This is a genomic window from Clostridium peptidivorans (assembly GCF_900205925.1).
In the GTDB taxonomy this organism is placed as follows: Bacteria; Bacillota; Clostridia; order Clostridiales; family Clostridiaceae; genus Clostridium_AK; species Clostridium_AK peptidivorans.
Map to the genome: position 1 here is coordinate 42,815 of NZ_OAOD01000006.1, position 19,368 is coordinate 62,182.

The following is a 19,368-nucleotide window of genomic DNA, read 5'->3' on the forward strand; positions in this document are numbered from 1 at the left end:
GATATGCAAGAGAATACTACAACCACAAGTAAGACAAAAAAATACTTATCTAATTTATTAAAGGCTAGATTTCCATACATATATATAAATACTTATGAAGAAGAAAGAACAATTTCACTGATAGAGGATATAGTAAATGATACTAGTCTTATGAAAAATTCAAGAAAAATATATATATGGAGTCAAACGGAAGGAATAAGGTGCATAAATGATCCAGCTATAACCTATGGAGAGAACTCTAGAAATAATATAAAAGCTCTAGAAATAATTCAAGAGTGTGATGAAGCAGCCATATTTATATTAAAGGATTTTCATGTATACTTCGGAGGACAAGCTAGAACTCCTGATTTTACAATAATAAGAAAGCTTAGGGATTTACTAATGGAGTTAAAAAGATCTATAAAGCCTAAAAGTGTGGTGTTTTTATCACCATTATTAGTACTTCCACTGGAGTTGCAAAAGGACATTACAGTTGTAGATATAGAACTTCCAACGGTGGAGGAAATAAGAGTTATATTAGATGAAATGATAGAAGCTAACTGCACAGATGGTAAAATAGATAATGAGCTCAATGAACAGGATAAGGAGAGATTATCTAGAGCTGCATTAGGTCTTACTCTTCAAGAGGCTGAAAATGCTTTTGCTCGTGCCATGGTACAGGGAGGAAATATTTCAGCTGAAGATATTGAGATTATACTAGAAGAAAAACGTCAAGTTATAAGAAAAACTGGAATACTTGAATATATAAATTCTGATATGAAGGCAGAAGATATAGGAGGTCTTGAAAATTTAAAGAAATGGCTTAATAAAAGAAATAAATCTTGGCTTGACTTAGCTAAAAAATATAATCTGCCGCATCCAAAGGGAATTTTAATTACTGGAATTCCAGGATGCGGTAAGAGTTTAACCTCTAAAGCCATAAGTGCTATGTGGCAGCTTCCTCTCTTAAGGCTAGATCTTGGTAAGATATTTAGTGGCCTTGTAGGAAGCTCAGAAGAAAATATGAGAAGGGCAATACAAACAGCTGAAGCAGTATCTCCATCCATACTTTGGGTGGATGAAATTGAAAAAGGACTTGGAGGAAATGGTGGAAGTGGAGATAGTGGAACTTCTTCAAGGGTATTTGGAACTTTTTTAACTTGGATGCAGGAAAAGACGAAACCTGTATTTGTAATTGCCACAGCTAATGATATAAGTAAACTCCCAGCAGAACTTTTAAGAAAAGGTAGATTTGATGAGATTTTCTTTGTAGACCTTCCAACTAAAAGAGAAAGACAGGAGATATTTAAAGTCCATTTAAACAAAAGACTTACAAGTGATTTTATAAAGGGAGAAGTAAATATAACTGTTGATTTGCTTAATCATTTGGCAGAAATGACTGAGGGTTTTGTAGGTTCAGAAATTGAACAGGTGGTTATAGCTGCTTTATATGAAGCTTTTTATGAAGAAAGAGGCTTAAAGATAAGTGACTTGGAAAGAAGCATACAAAATACAGTGCCTCTATCTGTAACTCAAGCAGAAAAAATAGTTCAGATTAGAGAATGGGCAAACGTAAGGGCAGTGGCTGCAACATCTTATGATGATAGAACAGAGTATATAGATGAAGAAAAGGTTACTAAAGCTCAGGAAAAAAATACTCAGCCTAGTGATATAAGAAGGTATAGAGGTGGAAGAACTATAGATTTTTAGGAGGAAGTTAACATGTCAGTTTCAATACTTTTAATTCCAGCAGCATTAATACTTGCAGAAGTGATTTCGAAGGACGAATTAAAAGAAATGTCCCAAAATAAACAAAGTTTAAGCACAATTAGGACTACTTTTAAGGATATGGATATACTAAAAGATGCCCTTGAATGTTATGGAGCAAATATAAAAAGTTTTAATAAAAATAGCTTGATTTGTAATGTAGAAAATATAGATATGGAATTTACTAAAGCAGCACAGAATGGAATTATCCTTTCAGTAAAAGGTAAGGAAGAAAATATAGATGAGCTTCATCGCCATATTAAACTTATAGATGAAGAATATAAATATAATATGCAAGAATACACTTATTCCATGCTTAAAGAAAAACTTAAGGAAAATAATAAATTAACCTTAGAAAGTGAACAAGTTATGGAGGACGATTCAATAGTGCTTACTTTAAATATTAATGAATAAACGGCTTATGAAAGTTTTATAAAATAAGTTTACTTTAATATATGGCAATTTTTGTATCACTACATATAATATTAATGAAATATTAAAAAGAGGTGTATTATTAGTTGTCAATTTTTTATGATGGATTTGATATTGAAGACTTGGACAAGAATGGAGAATACACTTATCCGAATAGGAATATGTGCCCTTACTATCAATATTATTTAAAGCAATTTAGATGTCCATTTATAGAACGTGCAGATGAATTTAATAGACAGCTTCACCAGCCAGGTATGCCAGGAAGTTCTCCTGAGGTTCAAATTCCACCACCACCCAAAATGATACCACCTAAACCTCAAAGTGGTGGCCCACAAGTAACTGCTGTGGAGCCTGGTGATGTAAAGCTATGTACTAATAGATATATATATATTTGGCCTAAGAATGGACAGTCTTTTTGGGCATATTTAACCTCTGTAGGAGGAACTTCTGCTTCAGGCTATATGTGGACTAGAAATGGCTGGCAGCATTTTGGAATTGATACAAATAAAATAGATAGCTTTGTATGTTACTAGAAGTTTTAATTTCTAGCCACTAAAAGCATAATAATTATAAGGGCTTAGTTGTTTATAACTAAGCCCTTATAGCTTAATGTTAAACATTAGTAAAATGGTTCTCTGGTCTAAAAATCTTCCTTTAAGCACTCACCCTTATAGCTCAACTTGCATAAGATAACATTAGCTAACTCTAAAAGTTAGCCTAAGCTAACAATTATAAAGAAGTGAGGGGTTTATTAAAATGGAAACTTTAAACAATGCTAAGGTAGGAAACTTTGTAGAAGTTCAAGATATATTTGCACAGGGATTATTGAGGGAAAGAATGCTTGCATTAGGAGTTATCAAAGGCACAAGTATAGAAGTTATAAGAAGGGGACCTTCAGGGGACCCAACGGTATATGATATTAGAGGAGCGATGATTGCTTTAAGAAAAGAAGAAGCATCATTGATAATGATTTCTTAAAGGAAACATCTCAACGAATTGAGATGTACTGATTTTCAAAGGAATCAAAGACTTCTGCAAATCATGTAGCAATTAATAGGAGGATTTAAGATGGGGCTGACCTATAAGTCCACAGGTATGGAAGCATTAACAGAACTATACAAGGTGGATAAAAAGGAAGGACAATATATTATAGCATTAGCTGGAAATCCAAATACGGGAAAGAGTACTGTTTTTAATGCTTTAACTGGACTTCACCAACATACAGGAAACTGGCCTGGAAAGACTGTTGCTAATGCAAGGGGAGAATTCAAAGTAAAAGATAGAGAATATATATTAATAGATTTACCTGGAACCTATTCACTTTTTGCATCCTCTGTGGAAGAAGAGGTTGCAAGGGATTTCATTTGTTTTGGGAATCCTGATGCAGTTATTGTTGTAACGGATGCAACTTGTCTTGAAAGAAATATGAATTTAGCCTATCAAGTCATGGAGCTTACGGACAACGTAATACTATGTATTAATTTAATAGATGAAGCAAAAAAGAAGGGTATAGCAATTAATGGAAAAGGTATAGAAGAAGAACTTGGAATACCTGTAGTACTTTCAGCAGCAAGAAGTAATATTGGAATAGAAGAATTAAAGGAAACAGTTTATAACATTTCTTCTGAAGAGATAAAACCAAATCCTAAAAGGATAATATATCAAGATTATATTGAAGAGATGATTAAACATATTCAGCCATTTACAAAAGAGAGAGTACAAGTTGTTAACTCAAGATGGCTTTCACTGCGCCTTATTGATGGAGATAAGGGTATTACAAGTACAATTTTAAAGGGAATAGATGCAAATATATCTGAAGAGTTATTAAGGAGTGCTGAAAATTTAAGATTAACCCATGAAAAGAAGGAGATAAGGGATGATATAACTTATCAAATTTATAAAAAGGCAGAATATATTAGGAATAAATACGTAACTCGCGATAAGAGTAAAAATGGCAGGGATAGACTTATTGATAATTATATAACGTCAAGAATTTTCGGTATCCCAATAATGCTTTTTATATTAGCGATCATATTTTGGATTACAATAACAGGGGCTAACATACCTTCAAAAGTACTCTCAAATTTGCTTTTTGGATTTGAAGAAGTTCTAACTAAATGGTTTACTAAAGTTAATGCACCAGCCTGGCTTCATGGAGTTTTGATACTGGGACTTTATCGAACGTTAGCTTGGGTGGTATCTGTAATGCTTCCCCCAATGGCAATATTTTTTCCAATGTTTACACTGCTTGAGGATTTAGGATATTTACCAAGGGTGGCATTTAACTTAGATCATCTCTTTAAAAAGGCTTGTGCTCATGGGAAACAATGCTTAACCATGTGTATGGGAATTGGATGTAATGCAGCAGGTATTGTTGGGTGTAGAATCATTGAATCGCCTAGAGAAAGAATTATTGCAATACTAACAAATAATTTTATGCCCTGTAATGGAAGATTTCCAACGATAATTGCTATTTCCTCAGTATTTTTGCTAACAAGTAATAATAAAGTTTCAAATGTATATCAAGCCTTGGCGATTACCACAATGATTATAATTGGAGTAATAGTTACCTTGCTTGTTTCATATATACTTTCTAAAACCCTACTTAAGGGTGTGCCTTCAAGCTTTACATTAGAGCTTCCACCTTATAGAAAACCTCAATTCGGAAGAATTTTATATACATCTATTATTGATAGAACTATATTTGTACTGGGAAGAGCTATAACTGTTGCAGCACCAGCAGGGGCTGTTACATGGATACTTGGGAACGTATATATTGGGGATTTAAGTATAATAGCTCATGCTGCGAATTTATTACATCCACTAGCTCAGTTAATAGGGCTAGATGGATACATTTTAATGGCATTTATTTTAGGACTACCTGCAAATGAAATTGTACTGCCCATACTTTTAATGTCTTATTTGTCAACTGGTTCTATGGTTGAGTTTGAAAGCATTGAATCGTTAAGGCAAATTCTATTAAGCCATGGCTGGACGTATCTAACTGCTTTAAATATGATGCTGTTTAGCTTGCTTCATTGGCCCTGTGCAACTACGATTTTAACTATAAAAAAAGAAACGGGAAGTAAGAAATGGACTTTGCTTGCGGTACTAATTCCAACTGGAATTGCTTTTGCAGTTTGTCTTATTACTACTACTATTGCACGCATTAGCACTATTTGGTTGTAAGTTTTACCAATTGTTTTTTCATATTTTCTACACATTTTATTGGTATATTAATCATGTAGACCTATTAACCCATTAACCCATTAACCCTAAAACTCCCCATAATATAAAATAGAGGTAAGTCATTTAAAGGCTTACCTCTATTTTAATATATAATCATTTGATTATTATGCATAAAATAACGATTAGCGTTTTAATATAATATATAATTTGAAAGTTTAAGGAGACATACCATGAATAAAAAGAAAATTTTAATAGTGGATGATGAGATAAAAATTTTAGAAGTACTAAAGTCTTATTTGCAAAAAGAGGAATTTGAAGTGCATGAAGCAATAACCGGAACAGAGGCTTTAGAAAAGTTCAATGAATTAAGTCCTTCTTTAATTGTATTAGATTTAATGCTTCCTGATTTAAGTGGAGAGGAAGTATGCAAAAGTATAAGAGCAGTATCTAGAGTTCCTATTATAATGCTTACAGCAAAGGTGGAAGAGGATAGCATTTTGAATGGATTTGATATAGGAGCAGATGATTATGTTACAAAACCATTTAGTCCTAAGCAATTAGTTGCAAGGGTTATGGCACTTCTTAGAAGATCTGAAGAAGATATGGGACTTCTTTCAAATTATTATTCTTATAATAATGATGAGTTGACTGTGGATGCATTAACTTATGAGGTTAAAAGAGATGGAGAAGTAGTAAGTTTAACTAGTACAGAACTTAACATACTTATAGCTATGATTAAATATCCAAATAAAGTGTTTACTCGAGAGGAGCTAGTTTGTAAGGCTTTGGGAGAGGACTTTGAAGGTTTTGATAGAGTTATAGATTCTCATATTAAAAATCTAAGAAGGAAGATAGAGAGAGATACTAGGAAACCTCAGTACATAAAAACAGTACATGGAGTAGGATATAAGTTTGGTGGTGAAGCTTAAATATGGTAACTTTAAGAAAAAGACTTGTGATGTCCTACATATTGGTAGCAATGGCATGCGTATTTTTAATAAGCATATTTTCTAATTTATTTTTGGAAAAACAGTTTAAAAGTTATGTTCTAACTGCTCATGAAAATAAGGTAAAGGGAATAGTGGCGTCTATTACCGATCAGTTTAGTAAAGATGGAGATGTAAATTTAGCATTTATAGAAGCTGTGGGAGTTGAGGCTTTAGAAAATGGACTTATTATAAGTGTATCAAATAGTAATGATGAAATTATATGGGATGCAAGCGCTTATGATAGTGGACGGTGTGAAGCAATACTCACAAACATGGCAAAAAATATGATGGATAGATACTCAAATTGGAACGGTGAATATATGGAAATTAAATATCCCATGGTTAATGCAAATAATATTATAGGAAGTGTAAAAGTTGGATATTATGGACCATTTTACTATAGCGATAATGATTTAGCTTTCTTAAAAAAGCTAAATGCTTTGTTTGTAGGGGTGGGAACAGTATCCTTATTAATGGCTGTAATGATTGGTCTTGTTATGGCTTCTGCATTAACCAGACCTATATACAAAGTTATAAAAGCATCAAAGGGTATTCGCAGGGGAGAGTATAAAAATAGAATAAATGAAGTATCGAATGTAATAGAAATTAAAAATCTTATTGATACTATAAATGACTTAGCAAAAACTCTAGAAAATCAAGAGTATTTAAGGAAAAGACTAACTCAAGATGTAGCTCATGAGCTTAGAACACCTTTGACTACACTGCAAGGTCATATGGAGGCAATGATTGATGGAGTGTGGGAGCCTACCATTGAAAGAATTAGAAGTTGTCATGAAGAGTCTATAAGAATAAACAAGTTAGTTGGAGATTTAGAAAAGCTATCAAGATATGAAAGTGATAAGTTTTTAATTAATAAGTCAGAGTTTAATATTGGAGAACTTATAGGGAATATAATAATGAATTTTGAAAATGAATATATGAATAAAAATGTAGTTTTAAAATATGAAAGCTTAAGTAAGTATATAATTGGTGATAAAGATAAGATAAGTCAGGTAGTAGTAAATTTGTTATCAAATGCTTTAAAGTATACAAAAGAAGATGGAAATGTAGACGTCATTTTACAGGAAGAAAGTAAAAATATTGTTTTAACTGTAAGAGATACAGGTATTGGAATTTCTAAGGAAGATTTACCTCATATTTTTGAACGTTTTTATAGGGCTGATAAGTCAAGAACTCGTATAACAGGGGGAGCTGGAATAGGACTTGCCATAGTAAAGAGTATTATAGAGGCTCATAATGGAAAAGTAACTGTGGAAAGTAACATTAAGGAAGGGACCGTATTTAAGGTATTTTTACCTATATAGAATGATATGTATACCTATATTAGGAAAGCATACCATTAAAAAGTTTACATGGTTTTATTGATAAATTATTCAATATCTTTTACAATAAAGATGGCGTGTTATAAACTTTCAAAGGAAAAAGGAGGGGGATGGCTTGAATAAAAGAATAAAAATTTATGCAAGCATACTTACAGTTGTACTTATGAGTAGTAGTGCTGTACAAGCAGCGCCAAGGGTAAATTCAACAACACGTATAAATAATAGACAGGTCACGGGAAGCGTACAGGACAGAGTACAAGAAGCTGAAAATAAAATAGAAGAGTTTGATAACAAGATAGAATCTACTTTAGCAGAGGTAGAAAGTTACAAGAAAAAGATAAGTGAAACTGAAAATAGTATAAAAAAATCAGACCAAGAATTAAAGGAAACTGAAAAAAAGCTAAAAGAGCAAGAAGAAAAATTTAAAGACAGAATGAGATTTATGTACATAAGTGGACAAACAGGATACATAGAAGTGTTATTTGATTCAGAAGGCTTTGGAGATTTTATATCAAGAATTGACATGGTTAAAAGCATACTTAGCCATGACAAGAAAGCGTTGGCTTCAATTAAGTCTAATAAGGAACAAATAGAAAATAAGAAAAAACAGTTAACTAATGAAAAAGAAAAACTTATAGGTTTAAAGAAGGATAGCGAAAATAAGTTAGCAAAAGCAAGAGAAGACATGAAAGAACAAAAGAAGCTAATTGCTAAATTAAATCAAGAATCAAGAGTTTACGCTTCAAATATTCAGGTTGCTACAACTAGTAGTAATTCAAATGTTAAAAATACAGGTAATTCAAACTATACTCCTTCTAGAGGAGGAACAGTTAGTGGAGATGCAGGACAAGTATTAGCTTATGCTCAGAAATTTTTAGGAACACCGTATCTATGGGGAGGAACTACCCCAAGTGGATTTGATTGTTCTGGATTTACTCAATATGTATTTAGACATTTTGGAATTAATTTAGGTAGAACTACATATGATCAAATAAATGATGGGGTTCCTGTATCAAGAGAAGATCTTCAACCAGGGGATTTGGTGTTTTTTGGTAACTCTAGCCCGACGCATGTGGGCATATATGCAGGAAATAATACATATATACATGCTCCACGTACAGGAGATGTAATTAAATTTTCAGAAATGACTAGAAAAGACTTTATAACGGGAAGAAGAGTATTAAGATAAAATTAGATTTATATGGGAGTATATATAGATTTGGATTTAAACAAATCTATATATACTCCCATATTTTTTATTGATATAATTACTCTCTAAATTATTTTTCTTTATATATAAGCGAAAAATTTGGAAAAAAGTTTAGAAATAATAAAAAAATATGTAAAAAATATCAGTTTAAATGATATAATAGTATTAAAGTAAAAATTTCTACATAAAATATTCATAATTATTCCATATAATATTGGTGTGATTACTAAGGATAATTTAATAATGAAACATTCTCATAAATTGTAATGTAGTAACTTATAAAGAAATGTGGACAAGGGGTGGAAGCTTGAATAAGAAATTAAAAATTTATGCTAGTATACTGACAGTAATTTTTATTAACAGTAGTGTGGTATCTGCAGCACCTTTATCAAAGCAGTTACAAATTCAAAAGCAAAGATTAGAACAAGAAAAAAAGACCTATGGGGATATAACAAAAAAATTAGAAGACAAAGAGATAGCTATAGAGCATCTAGACAACAAAATACAAAAGGCTCTTGCAGAGGTTGAAGGGTATAAAAGTAAAATATCAAAAACTCAATCAAATATTGAACAGGTAAATAAGGATATAACTAAAGCAGAAGAAGATTTAGAAAAGCAGCAGGACTTGTTTAATAAAAGGGTACGAGCGCTATATGTAAATGGACAAACCTCCTACATAGATGTACTTGTTGAGGCAGAAGGATTTTCAGATCTTATAAGTAGGGCTGAAAATGTAAGAAGAGTAATGAAATATGATAAAGAAATATTTGCAGAAATGGAATCTGAAAGAGAGGTTCTAAATACTAAAAAAAGTGAATTAGATAAAGAAAAACAAAACTTAGTAGCATATAAGAATAATAGTGAAAAGAAATTAGCAGAGGTAAAAGAATCTGCTGATGAGCAAAAGAAGCTCATTCAGGACTTAAATAATGAAAAAAAAGTCTATGCATCAAAAATAAACACTTCTCAGGGTGCGGTAAATTCAACACTTAAAGCAATAGATGAAGAAAATGCAAAAGCAGCAGAAGCTGCAAGACAGAAGGAAGCAGCAAGACAGAAGGAATCAGCAAATAAGGGCTCGAATAATAGCAACAATAGCAACAATAGCAGTAATAGCAATAATGGCTCTAAGCCTTCAAGAGGGCCAAGCCATGGTGGCTCTGTATCAGGTAATGATTTAGTAGCTTATGCACAGAATTTTTTAGGATTGCAATATGTTTGGGGTGGAACAACTCCAAATGGATTTGATTGCTCAGGATACATGCAGTATGTATATGCTCATTTTGGAATTGGTATAGGAAGAACTACCTATGACCAAATAAATAATGGAAGAGAAGTATCACGTTCAGAGCTTCAGCCTGGAGACCTAATACTGTTTGGTACATGGAGTGACCCTCATCATGTAGGAATGTATATAGGAGGAAATCAATATATACATGCTCCACGTACAGGAGATGTAATAAAGATATCTCCACTTACGAGATCTGATTATCTTACTGCGAGAAGAATAATAAATTAGTAGATGGCTTCTGAGATTAAAAATTAGAAAAACTTTCGTTGAAAAAGATTTACTTAACATGCAAAAGAGAACTCACTAAAACTTTTAGTGAGTTTTTTTGTATATAATAGTGCTTCTATCCATTTAATGTTATAAAGTATCCTAATTAATATACGAATTATTTTATAGTAGACAAAATACAACAGTGTCGGAGGAGTAATATGGACATTTCTATAATAATTTTTTTGATAATTAGTTTTGGTTCATTGGTTTTTGCATTTATTCTTGAAGGGGGACATGTATCAGCACTTTTAGTAGGAACAGCAGCCATAATTGTATTCGGTGGAACTATTGGTGCAGTTGGAGTTTCATTTCCTATAAAAAGTTTGAAAAGGGCTTCGGGCGCTTTGAAGATTGCCTTTACAGATCAAAGCAAAGATAAAGGAGAACTCATTAAATATTTTGTTCAAGTTTCCCAAAAAACAAGACAAAATGGCTTGTTAAGTTTAGAGGGAGATTTAGGAAGAAATGATATGGATCCTTTTATTAAAAAAGGACTTCAGGGAGTAGTAGATGGATTAGAACCGTCTCTTATAAGAAATATGCTTAGTTTAGAAGTAGAAATGGTGAATGAAAGGCATAGGGAAGCTATAGCTATATTCGATGCCGCAGGAGGGTATGGTCCTACTATGGGTATAATAGGAACAGTAATGGGGCTTGTACATGTTTTGGGTAATTTAAGTGATCCTGATTCATTAGGTCCTAAAATTGCAGTAGCCTTTATTGCCACGCTGTATGGAGTGGGCTCTGCCAACTTATTATGGTTACCTATTGCATCTAAGTTAAAAGCATTAAATAGACAGGAATTACTTGAAAAAGAACTTATTATAGAAGCAATAATTTCCATTCAAGAAGGAATTAATCCAGGTACACTAGGTGAAAAGCTCGGAGGGTTTTTAGATAAAGGTGAACTTTTAAAATACCAAAGTGGAAGAGGAGAAACTTAAAGATGATAAAAAGAGACGAAGAGCATGAAGGCAGTAGTGAAAGATGGCTTCTTACCTATTCAGATCTTATAACTTTATTGATGATATTTTTCGTTATTATGTATGCTAGTAGTAAAGTAGATGCAACTAAATACAAAAGTATATCGAATTCTTTTAGAATTACCTTTGGAGGAGATGCATCTATAGTTGATGGAGGAGAAGGCACAAGTGTTGGTGTAAATAATGAAGACTCAAAACTCCAAGAGACAAAAAAAAACTTAGATAAGTACTTAAAGGAAAGTAAATTAACTGGAAGTGTAACGACAAAAATAGAAGAAAGAGGACTTGTTGTAAGTATTAATGATACAGTATTTTTTCAATCTGGAGAGGCAGAAATAAGAGAAGATGCTTTAAAAAAAATAATTCAAATAGGAAATATTTTAAAACAGCAAGAAAATTATATTAGAATAGAAGGGAATACTGATAATAAACCTATTCATAACTCTAAGTTTCAATCTAATTGGCAACTTTCATCTGTAAGAGCTGCAAATGTTGTTCAATTGCTTGTGGAAAAGTGCGGGTTTCCCCCAGAAAAGCTTAGTTCTGTAGGGTATGGGGAACACAGACCTATTGCAAGTAATGATAATGAAGAAGGAAGAATTAAAAATAGGCGAGTTGATATAGTTATTATGAATAGTAAGTTTAATAAAGTAGAAGATTAATATTTATCAATGGCAAAATAATTAAAATATAAATACGAAAAAAAACTCATTGAAATTTCAGTGAGTTTTTTTTCTGTAACACATGTAAATGTTAGTTTTAGTAATTTTAAATTATTGTTTATTTTTTTCATACTGCAGTATAAGTTGTATATTTGAATATTCTACAGGATATAGGTCACTATTTAGGCCTTTAAATTCAGGATTTGGAACATACCAGTCTTTACTTTCAAAGTAGCTTTTGAAAGGTTCTTGATTAAATATATAGCCATGTCGTGCATAAATTTCATTTCTTGCAATACCTAGTTCATCTTTAGTTAGGTTTTTTAAATCATATACAGATAACTCCTGAGTAGAGCTATTTGGAAAAATAAAATCCGAATTATTATGAAAATGTTCATTGTTAGAATCTTTCTTAGAAGTTTTAGTATTTGAATTTGAAGATGTATCTTGCACAGATTCAAATACTATACTGCTTGTATCACTTAAGTTATTCATATCCACAACCAGAGGCTTAATGTTAGCTCCTTCGTATTTAACTACTATAGGAGAATATATAAAAAAGTCATATTCTTTATTAGAGCTAGTATCTTTTAAATCTAATTTTATATCGTTTATGGTTACTTCAATATTTTTATCTTCGGGAATATATATTGATTTTTTAATTATAAATGCTGAGGGTTCTATGAGCCAATTATCATCTTTCTTGGTAAGTTTTACAATGAAATCCCTATTTGGAACCTCATCAGAGTAAATAGATACGTTATAAAACATAGTATGGGCTTTTTCTCCAATAGTTTTATAAAGAGCACTATCTGCTTCTTCTATAGTAAAATTCTTAATGGGAGCTAAACTTAAAGCTTTTTCAAAGCTTTCCTTACTTAAAAAAGGAGAAGATTGAAGTTTTGTACTATCTAGATTTTTAAAAGCTCTTTCATACTTCTTATTTTTTAAATCATCAAAAAAGTTGTTAATGACATTTTCGGGTTTAGAATTTATAGCACTATAGGATTGAATCATAGTAAGGGATAAAACTAATAATATTAAGCCTGAAAATATAATTATTTTTTTATTTATAGAAAATTTTATTTTAGTTGAATTTAAATTATCAGAATTAGTAAGCTTATAGCCGCAGCAACTACAGAATTTAGAACTTGAGTCTAGGATTTCTGTGTTGCAATTTTGACAATGCATAAATATCACTCCTTTATAAACTTATATGTACTAATATTATAGCAAAATTAGGCAAGGAATAAAGTATTAATAGAAATAAAGTAATTTCGTGTAAGTAAAATATAATAAAATGGAATATTATTATTTTTAACAAAATTAGAAAACTTACAAATGATATAAAATACTACATATTTCTACTAATTGTATAGTATAAATTATTTAAAATAACTCAAAAATAAATTTAAAATAAATTTTATAAAAGCTTTTATGTTATTTTTGTAATATTTTTATTGAAATATGTTGAATAAATTAATATAATATATATAAAATAAGTAAACGTTTTAGTAAAACGTTTCAGTAATAGGGGGAAATAAGATGAAAAAGGTACTTGGTTTAATGTTAAGCTTCATCATGGTTATTGCACTTGCATTAACTGGTTGTGGAAGCAAGAAGGCAGCAGATCAGGGAGCAAAGGATGCAGGAAAAGACAAACCGTTAAAGATAGTATTAGTTCTTAACGGGAATTTAGGAGACAAGTCTTTCTTTGACTCAGCAAATGAAGGTTTAAAACAAATTAAAGAAAAATTCAAAGCTGAAACAAAAGTAATAGAAGTAGGATCAGATCAGACAAAATGGGAACCAACTTTAGCAGATGTATCTGAAGAAGATTGGGATATAATAATTTGTGGTACATGGCAGATGCAGGAACACTTAGAAAAAATAGCACCACAGCATCCAGAAAAAAAATATATACTATTTGATGCAGCAGTAAACTATGATAAAGGTGACTTCAAAAATGTATATTCAATAAATTACAAGCAAAACGAAGGTTCTTTCTTAGCAGGAGCTCTAGCAGCTAAGATAACAAATTCAAATATGCCTCAAGCTAATAAAGATAAGGTTATAGGATTTGTTGGTGGAGCGGATATTCCAGTTATAAATGACTTCCTTGTTGGGTATATAAAAGGTGCTCAATATGTAGATAAGGACATAAAAGTTGCTATATCATATATTGGAGATTTCTTTAACAGTGCAAAGGGTAAAGAAATGGCATTAGCTCAGTTTAATCAAAAGGCTGACGTAGTATTTCCAGTTGCTTCACAGGCAGGACTTGGAGCATTAGATGCAGCTAAATTGCAGAAAAAATATGCTATAGGTGTAGACTCAGATCAGGCAATGTTGTTTAAAGATGATGCTGCAAAATCAAATCTAATAATGAGTTCAGTTTTAAAGAGAGTTGATAACTCACTTGTTAGAGCAATTGAGCTTGAAACTCAAGGGAAATTACCATGGGGTAAGGCAGAAGCTTTAGGATTAAAAGAAGAAGCGGTTGGACTTGCTACAAACGAAGTCTACAATAAAAATGTTCCAGAAGATATGAGAAAATTTGTAGAAGAAACTTCAAAGAAAATAATATCTGGAGAAATAAAAGTAGATTCAGCTATTGGAATGGATACAAAAGTTCTTAATGAAATAAGAAATTCTGTAAAGTAATATCAAAACAAATTTATAAATAACTACAACATTATAATGCACTGGATAGTTTTCCAGTGCATTAATTAACTAATACATAAACTTAGAAAGAGGTGAAGAGTTTGGCAGAAGAAATTTTAACCATGCAAAACATAACCAAGGTTTACCCAAATGGAATGGTTGCAAATAAGGATGTAAATTTTTCTGTTAAAGCAGGAGAAATACATGCCCTAATGGGAGAAAACGGGGCAGGTAAAAGTACACTCATGAAAATACTATTTGGGCTTGAAAGACCAGAAGAGGGAGATATTCTGCTAAAAGGCCAGAAAATAAACATAGATTCTCCAAGCACAGCTATAAAAAATGGTATAGGAATGGTTCATCAGCATTTTATGCTTGTTCCATCGCTTACTGTTGCAGAAAATATGGTTTTAGGTATGGAACCAAAGAAAAATGGACTTGTTGATATAGAAAAAGCAATAAAGGTTACAGAAGAAATTTCAAAGAAATATAATCTTATAGTTGATCCAAAAGCAAAGGTTTCAGATTTACCTGTAGGAATAAAACAAAAGGTTGAAATACTAAAGGCACTACTTAGAGGAGCAGAAATACTTATACTAGATGAACCAACTGCAGTATTAACTCCTCAAGAAACAAAAGAATTGTTTGTGGAACTTATAAATTTAAAGAAAAAAGGACATACAATAATATTTATTTCTCATAAGTTAAAAGAAATAAAAGAAATATGCGATAGAATAACAATTTTAAGATCTGGAAGAAGTATAGGGGTTTATGATGTTGCAAAAGTATCCCAAGAAGACATTTCAAGACTTATGGTAGGACGTGATGTAGTACTTAAAATTCAAAAGGAAAAAAGTAACCCAAGCAATGTTGTGTTAAAGGTTAATAATATAAATCATACTGATGAAACAGGAAAGACAATATTAAATAATATAAGCTTTACAGTAAGAAAAGGTGAAATACTTGGAATAGCTGGAGTAGAGGGAAATGGACAAAGAGAACTTATAGAACTTATAACTGGACTTGAAAAGTATCATCAAGGTGAAGTTTTTATAGAGGGACAAGAAATTAAAAATTTAAGTATAAAGGAAATAAGAAACCTAGGTGCTTCTCATATTTCAGAAGATAGAATGATATTTGGAGCAGCTGGTGAAGCGAGCATAGAAGAAAATATTATTTCAGATAGATTTGATAGTAAGGAATTAAATAAAAGTGGGCTGCTTAACATGTCAAAAATACACTCCATGGTTAAAGAACTGATTAAAGACTATAGAGTTAAATGTGATAGTCCAGATCAGCCAGTGAAAATGTTATCAGGAGGAAATATTCAAAAGGTTGTAGTAGCTAGAGAGTTTTCCTCAAATCCAAAACTTATAGTGGCAAATCAGCCAACTAGAGGTATTGACGTAGGAGCAACAGAATTTATTCACAAAAAATTAGTAGAACTAAGAGATGAAGGTACAGGAGTATTATTAATATCTGCAGACTTAAACGAAGCTATGGAATTAAGTGATAGTTTAATGGTAATGTATGGCGGAGAAGTAGTAGCTTACTTTAAAGACAGCTCTAAAGTTACTGAAGAAGAACTTGGAAAATACATGCTTGGAATAAAGAAACAATCTCCTGAAGAGATAAGGGGGGCTATGAATGAGTAGTAAAAAGATAGAGACTCAATTTGAAATAATAAGAACCTTTGTGGCAATTTTACTTGCGATGACTTTGGCTTTTTTAATAATTTTAGGTATAAGTAAACAGCCGCTAAATGCTATAACCACACTTTTTACAGGACCATTTTCATCTATAAGACGTTTTGGTAATGTAATAGAGATGTCCATTCCATTTATATTCACAGGACTATCTGTATGTGTAATGTTTCAAGCAAAACAATTTAATATGATAAGTGAAGGTGCTTTCTTTATTGGAGGGGTAGCGGCTTCCTTTATAGCAGTAAAGGTGATACTTCCTATGGGAATTCATCCGATAGTTGCTATATTATTTGGAGGAATTATAGGAGCTTTAGCGGGCTTTGTTCCAGGAATACTTAAGACAAAGTGGAATGCTAGCGAGCTTGTATCATCTCTAATGTTAAATTATGTTTGCTTATATTTGGGACTTTACGTTATAAATAATATTATAAGAGATCCTAATTCAGGATTTATGGCATCCTTTATATTTAATGAAACAGCAATGTTTAAAAAGATAATTCCAGGCACAAGAATACATGCTGGAATATTTGTAGCAATAATATTTGTAATTTTAACTTATTTATTTATGTATAGATCAAAATGGGGATATGCTCTAAGAATGACAGGATTAAATGAAAATTTTGCAAGGTATTCAGGAATTAATACAAAGAAAGTTATTTTATACTCACAGTTATTAGGAGGATTTATTGCTGGTCTTGGTGGAGGTACAGAAGTACTTGGTATGTATCAAAGATTTCAGTGGCAGAGTCTCCCAGGGTACGGGTTTGATGGAATAATAGTTGCTATTTTAGCAAGAAACAATCCAATTTTAGTGCCAATAGCAGCTGTATTCTTAGCGTATTTAAGAGTTGGGGCAGATATCATGGCAAGAATGACAGATGTTCCAAGTGAGGTAATATCAGTTATACAAGCAATTATAATCATACTAATTGCAGCAAATAGATTCCTTGCAAAATGGAAACATAAGAAAATTGTTAAGTATTCTCAAGAGCAATTAGCTGTTAAGGAGGGAAAGTAAATGGATAACTTGTTTTCATTAATATTTACTACTAATTTTGGATATTCAGTACTAAGAGTTACTACTCCTATACTTTTTGCAGCTTTAGCAGCTTTAATATCAGATAAGGCAGGAGTTATCAATATAGGACTTGAAGGAATAATGCTTTCCTCTGCTTTAACAGGTGTAATTGTCAGTGCTTTTACTCAAAGCGTGTTAGTTGGAGTGCTTTCTGGAGTAATAGTTGGAGCATTGTTATCTTTAGCTCTTGCATATTTTTCTTTGCATTTAAAGGCAGATATAATACTTACAGGTATTGCTCTTAACTTGCTTGCTAGTGGAGGAACGGTATTCTTATTATTTTTAGTGGCTAAAGATAAGGGGATTTCAATTTCATTAAAGAGTTTAGTAGTACCGGAAATATGGATTCCTTTAATAAATAAAATACCAGTGCTTGGACCAATATTTTCAGGACATAACATATTAACTTATTTAGCATTGTTATCAGTTGTATTAGTACATTACTTCTTATATAGAACACCACTTGGACTTAAAATAAGAGCCGTTGGAGAAAATCCAAATGCAGCGGATTCAGTAGGTATAAGTGTTATAAAAATACAATATTTAGCTTTAATGATGAGTGGAATATTTGCAGCTTTAGGCGGAATTTATATGTCCATGGGATATGTGTCTTGGTTTTCAAGAGATATGACTGCAGGAAGAGGATTCATAGCACTTGCAGCGGAAGCCATGGGTAGAGGAACACCAATTGGAACTCTTGTAGCGTCTTTAATATTTGGATTTGCAGATGCTTTATCGAATGTAATGCAGTCTTTAAGAGTGCCAGCGGAATTTGTTCAGATGGTACCATATTTAACTACAATATTTGGACTAGTTATATACTCAATTCAACAGACTAATAAGATTAAGAAAATTAGGAGGAAATAATTATGAGAATACCAGTAATAATAGATTGTGATCCAGGGCATGATGATGCAATAGCGCTATTACTTGCCTTTGCTAGTGAAAAGCTAGATGTAAAAGCAGTAACAATAGTTGCTGGAAATCAAACTCAAGAAAAAACATTAAATAATGCACTAAAGGTATTAAGTTTTGCGGGGGTTAATGTACCTGTAGCAAAGGGAGACGATAAACCTTTAATGAGAGATCTTATAATTGCACCAGAAGTTCATGGAGACAGTGGACTTGATGGACCAGAACTCCCAGAGTCAAATTTAAAGGCCTGTGATATGTTAGCTATAGAGCTTATAGCAAAGGTTGTTAGAGAAAGCGATAAAAAGATTACTTTAATACCAACGGGAGCCTTAACAAACATAGCAAAGTTTCTTTTATGTTATCCAGAATTAAAAGAGAAGATAGAAAGAATATCTCTAATGGGAGGAGCTTGCTTTGGTGGAAATTGGAGTCCGGCAGCAGAATTTAATATACTAGTAGATCCAGAAGCAGCAGACATTGTATTTAAATCTGGAATACCAATAACAATGAGCGGACTTGATGTAACTCACAAAGCTTTAATTTATGATGAAGATGTAGAAAGAATAAGAAATGTTGGCGGAAAAGTTGCTGTAATGGTAGCAGAACTTTTAGATTTCTTTGCTAAGTTTCATATGGATATGGGATTTAAGGGAAGTCCGCTTCATGACCCATGTGCAGTAGCTTGGGTTATTGATCCATCAATACTTACTACTAAAAAACTTCATGTAGATATAGAAACTAAAGGTGAACATACTTTAGGAGCTACAGTTGTTGATTATTATGATGTGCTTAAAAAAGAAAAAAATGTAGATGTTGCCTTTGATATAGATAGAGAAAGATTTGTGGATATGCTAGTAGAAGCTGTAAAGTACTACAATTAAGGAGTGAAT

The 19,368-nt window shown here is 31.9% G+C and carries 17 protein-coding genes; 16 read left to right on the forward strand and 1 reads right to left on the reverse strand.

The features are described from left to right. Positions 1–3 precede the first annotated feature (3 nt). The 11 genes from CRN98_RS07055 (at position 4) to CRN98_RS07105 (ending at position 12,115) form a co-directional block, all read left to right on the forward strand. Positions 4–1,689, forward strand: coding sequence for an AAA family ATPase (locus CRN98_RS07055; RefSeq protein WP_097026724.1), 1,686 nt, complete (start codon positions 4–6; stop codon positions 1,687–1,689). Positions 1,690–1,701: 12 nt separating this feature from the next. Next, the gene (locus CRN98_RS07060; RefSeq protein WP_097026725.1) at positions 1,702–2,160 is read left to right on the forward strand and encodes a hypothetical protein; all 459 of its coding nucleotides are present in this window, start codon (positions 1,702–1,704) and stop codon (positions 2,158–2,160) included. A 104-nt stretch (positions 2,161–2,264) separates the two neighbouring features. Next, on the forward strand, positions 2,265–2,711 hold the full coding sequence (locus tag CRN98_RS07065; protein ID WP_097026726.1) for a hypothetical protein: 447 nt from the start codon (positions 2,265–2,267) through the stop codon (positions 2,709–2,711). A 223-nt stretch (positions 2,712–2,934) separates the two neighbouring features. Beyond that, complete coding sequence (locus tag CRN98_RS07070) at positions 2,935–3,156, forward strand: FeoA family protein (protein WP_097026727.1); 222 nt, start codon at positions 2,935–2,937, stop codon at positions 3,154–3,156. A 90-nt stretch (positions 3,157–3,246) separates the two neighbouring features. Beyond that, positions 3,247–5,367 carry a ferrous iron transport protein B gene (gene feoB / locus CRN98_RS07075; protein WP_097026728.1) on the forward strand — a complete coding sequence of 707 codons (2,121 nt, stop codon included), beginning with the start codon at positions 3,247–3,249 and terminating at the stop codon, positions 5,365–5,367. Between the two features lie 230 nt (positions 5,368–5,597). Beyond that, a complete protein-coding gene (locus tag CRN98_RS07080) occupies positions 5,598–6,296 on the forward strand; it encodes a response regulator transcription factor (RefSeq protein WP_097026729.1) in 699 nt (232 codons plus the stop codon). Positions 6,297–6,298: 2 nt separating this feature from the next. Beyond that, positions 6,299–7,681: a sensor histidine kinase gene (locus CRN98_RS07085; RefSeq protein WP_097026730.1), complete on the forward strand. Its 1,383-nt coding sequence runs from the start codon at positions 6,299–6,301 to the stop codon at positions 7,679–7,681. A gap of 133 nt (positions 7,682–7,814) precedes the next feature. Then, positions 7,815–8,888, forward strand: a complete 1,074-nt coding sequence (locus CRN98_RS07090; RefSeq protein WP_097026731.1) for a C40 family peptidase — start codon at positions 7,815–7,817, stop codon at positions 8,886–8,888. Positions 8,889–9,216: 328 nt separating this feature from the next. Next, positions 9,217–10,428 carry a C40 family peptidase gene (locus tag CRN98_RS07095; RefSeq protein ID WP_179632011.1) on the forward strand — a complete coding sequence of 404 codons (1,212 nt, stop codon included), beginning with the start codon at positions 9,217–9,219 and terminating at the stop codon, positions 10,426–10,428. Positions 10,429–10,628: 200 nt separating this feature from the next. After that, positions 10,629–11,414, forward strand: coding sequence for a flagellar motor protein (locus CRN98_RS07100; RefSeq protein WP_097026733.1), 786 nt, complete (start codon positions 10,629–10,631; stop codon positions 11,412–11,414). A gap of 2 nt (positions 11,415–11,416) precedes the next feature. Further along, complete coding sequence (locus CRN98_RS07105) at positions 11,417–12,115, forward strand: OmpA/MotB family protein (RefSeq protein WP_097026734.1); 699 nt, start codon at positions 11,417–11,419, stop codon at positions 12,113–12,115. Positions 12,116–12,226: 111 nt separating this feature from the next. Here the strand turns inward: CRN98_RS07105 and CRN98_RS07110 are convergent, their stop codons facing one another. Beyond that, positions 12,227–13,306, reverse strand: a complete 1,080-nt coding sequence (locus CRN98_RS07110) for a YARHG domain-containing protein (RefSeq protein ID WP_097026735.1) — start codon at positions 13,304–13,306, stop codon at positions 12,227–12,229. A 354-nt stretch (positions 13,307–13,660) separates the two neighbouring features. On the opposite strand from CRN98_RS07110, the gene CRN98_RS07115 reads away from it, so the two are divergent. The 5 genes from CRN98_RS07115 (at position 13,661) to rihA (ending at position 19,359) form a co-directional block, all read left to right on the forward strand. Continuing rightward, positions 13,661–14,779, forward strand: coding sequence for a BMP family ABC transporter substrate-binding protein (locus CRN98_RS07115; protein ID WP_097026736.1), 1,119 nt, complete (start codon positions 13,661–13,663; stop codon positions 14,777–14,779). 92 nt (positions 14,780–14,871) lie between these two features. Further along, positions 14,872–16,434, forward strand: a complete 1,563-nt coding sequence (locus CRN98_RS07120; RefSeq protein ID WP_341455789.1) for an ABC transporter ATP-binding protein — start codon at positions 14,872–14,874, stop codon at positions 16,432–16,434. Further along, entirely contained in the window at positions 16,427–17,503 is a 1,077-nt protein-coding gene (locus CRN98_RS07125; protein ID WP_097026738.1) for an ABC transporter permease, read from the forward strand. Before CRN98_RS07120 ends, CRN98_RS07125 begins: the two co-directional genes overlap by 8 nt. Then, positions 17,504–18,430 carry an ABC transporter permease gene (locus CRN98_RS07130; RefSeq protein ID WP_097026739.1) on the forward strand — a complete coding sequence of 309 codons (927 nt, stop codon included), beginning with the start codon at positions 17,504–17,506 and terminating at the stop codon, positions 18,428–18,430. Between the two features lie 2 nt (positions 18,431–18,432). Continuing rightward, entirely contained in the window at positions 18,433–19,359 is a 927-nt protein-coding gene (gene rihA / locus CRN98_RS07135; protein ID WP_097026740.1) for a pyrimidine-specific ribonucleoside hydrolase RihA, read from the forward strand. The last annotated feature ends 9 nt before the right edge of the window (positions 19,360–19,368 follow it).

Bases quoted from the DNA above. Each gene is read 5' to 3' on its own strand.
- CRN98_RS07055 (WP_097026724.1), top strand. From the start codon at position 4: ATGCAAGAGAATACTACAACCACAAGTAAGACAAAAAAATACTTATCT.
- CRN98_RS07060 (WP_097026725.1), top strand. From the start codon at position 1,702: ATGTCAGTTTCAATACTTTTAATTCCAGCAGCATTAATACTTGCAGAA.
- CRN98_RS07070 (WP_097026727.1), top strand. From the start codon at position 2,935: ATGGAAACTTTAAACAATGCTAAGGTAGGAAACTTTGTAGAAGTTCAA.
- feoB (WP_097026728.1), top strand. From the start codon at position 3,247: ATGGGGCTGACCTATAAGTCCACAGGTATGGAAGCATTAACAGAACTA.
- CRN98_RS07080 (WP_097026729.1), top strand. From the start codon at position 5,598: ATGAATAAAAAGAAAATTTTAATAGTGGATGATGAGATAAAAATTTTA.
- CRN98_RS07085 (WP_097026730.1), top strand. From the start codon at position 6,299: ATGGTAACTTTAAGAAAAAGACTTGTGATGTCCTACATATTGGTAGCA.
- CRN98_RS07100 (WP_097026733.1), top strand. From the start codon at position 10,629: ATGGACATTTCTATAATAATTTTTTTGATAATTAGTTTTGGTTCATTG.
- CRN98_RS07105 (WP_097026734.1), top strand. From the start codon at position 11,417: ATGATAAAAAGAGACGAAGAGCATGAAGGCAGTAGTGAAAGATGGCTT.
- CRN98_RS07110 (WP_097026735.1), bottom strand. From the start codon at position 13,306: ATGCATTGTCAAAATTGCAACACAGAAATCCTAGACTCAAGTTCTAAA.
- CRN98_RS07115 (WP_097026736.1), top strand. From the start codon at position 13,661: ATGAAAAAGGTACTTGGTTTAATGTTAAGCTTCATCATGGTTATTGCA.
- CRN98_RS07125 (WP_097026738.1), top strand. From the start codon at position 16,427: ATGAGTAGTAAAAAGATAGAGACTCAATTTGAAATAATAAGAACCTTT.
- CRN98_RS07130 (WP_097026739.1), top strand. From the start codon at position 17,504: ATGGATAACTTGTTTTCATTAATATTTACTACTAATTTTGGATATTCA.
- rihA (WP_097026740.1), top strand. From the start codon at position 18,433: ATGAGAATACCAGTAATAATAGATTGTGATCCAGGGCATGATGATGCA.